The organism is Pseudoalteromonas sp. SR45-5, assembly GCF_014163565.1.
Classification (GTDB): Bacteria; Pseudomonadota; Gammaproteobacteria; order Enterobacterales; family Alteromonadaceae; genus Pseudoalteromonas; species Pseudoalteromonas distincta.
In genome coordinates this window covers 1-3,231 of record NZ_JACJDN010000475.1, presented here as the reverse complement: position 1 = coordinate 3,231, position 3,231 = coordinate 1, and the positions used below count along the sequence as shown (strand labels likewise).

The 3,231-nt window shown below is 40.5% G+C and carries 3 protein-coding genes; all 3 read right to left on the bottom strand.

Translation table 11 applies throughout. The features are described 5' to 3' along the window. The coding region (locus H5072_RS15335; protein ID WP_182694012.1) for a PstS family phosphate ABC transporter substrate-binding protein at nt 1-927 on the bottom strand (927 nt) is incomplete at its 3' end. A 115-nt stretch (nt 928-1,042) separates the two neighbouring features. Further along, a complete protein-coding gene (gene phoR, locus H5072_RS15330; RefSeq protein ID WP_182694011.1) occupies nt 1,043-2,350 on the bottom strand; it encodes a phosphate regulon sensor histidine kinase PhoR in 1,308 nt (435 codons plus the stop codon). 65 nt (nt 2,351-2,415) lie between these two features. Continuing rightward, on the bottom strand, nt 2,416-3,105 hold the full coding sequence (gene phoB / locus H5072_RS15325) for a phosphate regulon transcriptional regulator PhoB (RefSeq protein ID WP_006791869.1): 690 nt from the start codon (nt 3,103-3,105) through the stop codon (nt 2,416-2,418). Nucleotides 3,106-3,231 lie beyond the last annotated feature (126 nt).

Here is a 3,231-nt window from a genome sequence, read left to right as displayed (position 1 = left end):
TGCAGAAAGTGGTACATAACCATCTTTTTCTACAATTTGCTGACCATCTTTTGAAAGTACCATTTTTAAGAATTGCGCTTCCATTGGAGACAACGGCTTGTTTGGGTGCTTATTCACATAAAGGTATAAAAAGCGAGATAATGGATATTTACCTTGTGCAACGTTATCAAGTGTTGCATCAACAAAGTTATCGCCTTTTTTAGCTAGCGGTACTGTACGTACGCCCGATGTTTTATAACCTATACCTGAGTAACCAATTGCATTTAATGAAGATGAAATTGACTGTACTACTGATGCAGAACCCGGTTGCTCATTTACGTTATTACGGAAATCACCTTTACAAAGTGCTTTCTTTTTAAAGTAACCATACGTACCTGATACTGAGTTGCGTCCGTAAAGTTGCACATCTTTAGCTGCCCAATCACCTGTTAGACCAACATCGCTCCAACGGTTAACTTGTTCTGGTGCGCCACATTTACGAGTAGATGAAAAGATAGCATCTACTTGGTCAATACGAAGACCTTCAATTGGGTTATCTTTATGTACAAATACAGCAAGTGCATCAATAGCTACGCGAACTTCTGTTGGCTTGTAACCGTAACGTTTTTCGAACGCTTCGATTTCTTTAGATTTCATTTTACGGCTCATTGGACCTAGGTTAGCAGTACCTTCGGTAAGTGCCGGTGGAGCAGTAGAAGAACCTGCTGCTTGAATCTGAATATTTACATTTGGGTAAATACGTTTGTACTCTTCAGCCCAAAACGTCATCATGTTGGCTAAAGTGTCAGAACCTACTGATGAAAAGTTGCCTGAAACACCACTAATTTTTTGATACTCAGGAATATTTTGGTCTAGAGCAACTGCTTGTGCAGATACGAAAGTTGTAACAGCCACACCCATTGCGGCAACTAAGTTTTTAAATTTCATGTAGAGTTCTCCGGTTTGTTCGTTCCATTTTCTAACTGCTGCCCACTCTAAAGTGAGTACATGACAGTTACATTACTCTTAGATGACACTTTTATGACTTGACCTATTAGCTTAATTATTTAGTCAGCGAAACTATCTTATCTATTGAAAATTCAAAAGAAAAACACGATCCTTTGTTAACTTCACTGCGAATATTTAATTTACTATCATGGCGAGTTAACACATGTTTTGTTATAGCGAGCCCTAAGCCTGAGCCACCTGTTGTTCTACTGCGAGCTTTATCAACACGATAAAAACGCTCAGTTAATCGGTTAATATGCTCAGGCGCAATACCATCACCATTATCGGTAACACTAAAACACGCTTTATTGTTTTTGCGCTGCCAGCAAACTTCTACTTTACCGCCTGGTTTTGTGTAATGAATCGCGTTGAATACTAAATTAGAAAACGCACTACGCAGTTCATCCTCAGAGCCTTTAATATCAAGGGTTTTATCAATATCAAAAATAAGTTCGTGGCCTTTGTCTTGATTAATTGAGTTTGCTTCAGTGTGAATATAACCAAGTAATTGCGGTACATTTATAGCTTTATCGTTGTCTTGGCGCCGTGCACCTTCAATACGCGAAAGCGATAATAATTGGCTGACTAAGCTATCCATGCGCTTACATTGTTCAAGCATGGTATTTTGCGCTTTGTTCCACATTGCTGGCGGCGGCATCATGTCGCCATCCATCATCTCAAGATACCCTGTAACCACTGTAAGCGGTGTACGTAGTTCATGCGACACATTGGCTACAAAGTCTTTACGCATCTGTTCAAGCTGTTTTAAGCGCGTTACATCACGTACCACAACCATAAGTTGCGTACTTGCATATGGCATTACCCTAAACTCAAGCACCTGCTCAATACTGTGACCGTTATCCAGCTCAAGCGCCTCGTCAAATTCGCCTTTGTGCATGTATTTAGCAAACTTAGGTTCGCGAATTAAATTATCAAGGCGCTGACCATGATCGGTAGGCCACTGCAAACCAAGCACTTTAAGGGCTAATTGATTACACCACACAATACTTAAATCGTTTTGTAATACCACAACCGCATCAGGTACCGCTTCAGCCCCATCGCGAAAGCGACGAATTAAATCTGCAAGCTCATTACGTTTTTTACGATTACGGTGCTGGAGATGATAAATACCTTCGAACACTTGCTCCCATGCACCCTCACCCTCTGGTGGATTAAAGCTGCGTTGATTAAGTAGCCAATCGCTCAAACGATAAAGTTGATGGTAGTGCCAAATAAGGAGGGAAAAAGATCCTAAAAATAAAAGCAAAAATGGCGCGCCAACCAGCACACCAATTAATAGTAAGGGTAAAAAATAGATAAACAGGCGTTTAACTAACGCCTGTTTATTAACAACTCGATACATACACTCACTTTACCTTAGAGTAGTAATACATGCGTATTTTACACATTAGCTAAGTTTTAAGCTGATCACAGCTTACTTGAAAAACGATACCCAGCGCCACGTACTGTTTGCACCAAACGGTCATGTCCAAGTGGGCCAATTGCTTTACGCAGGCGACGAATGTGCACATCAACCGTGCGATCTTCTACGTAAACGTTAGTTCCCCACACATGATCAAGCAGTTGTTCACGGCTATAAACACGCTCTGGGTGAGTCATAAAAAAGTGCAGTAATCTAAATTCGGTTGGCCCCATATCAAGCTCGTTACCTTCTGAGGTAACACGATGCGAAATAGGGTCTAAACGCAGGCCATGTACTTCAATAGCTTCTTCTAATGAGGTTGGCGATACACGGCGAATAACCGCTTTAATACGTGCCATAAGCTCTTTAGGAGAAAACGGCTTGGTGACGTAATCATCTGCACCTACTTCAAGGCCGCGTACTTTGTCTTCTTCTTCGCCGCGAGCTGTAAGCATAATAATTGGGATTTGGCGGGTGTGTTCGTTTTGCTTAAACTTTTTAGCAATTTGAATACCGCTTCCACCTGGTAACATCCAATCAAGTAAAACCATATCTGGGTAAGGTTCAACCATAGCTGCAATAGCAGAGTCGTAATCTTCTGCTTCAATTGCTTGAAATCCATTTTGCTCTAAAACAAAAACCAACATCTCCCTGATAGGAGCTTCGTCATCTACGACTAGTACTTTACGTGACATTCCAATTTATCTCTTACGCTATCGAATTAGTTTTCATTATTATGACTAAGTATGACATTTTTATGAAAGTGTAACGTGTAAATTAAAATGGTGGTAAAAAAAACACAAATTAGTGACAAAAAACCT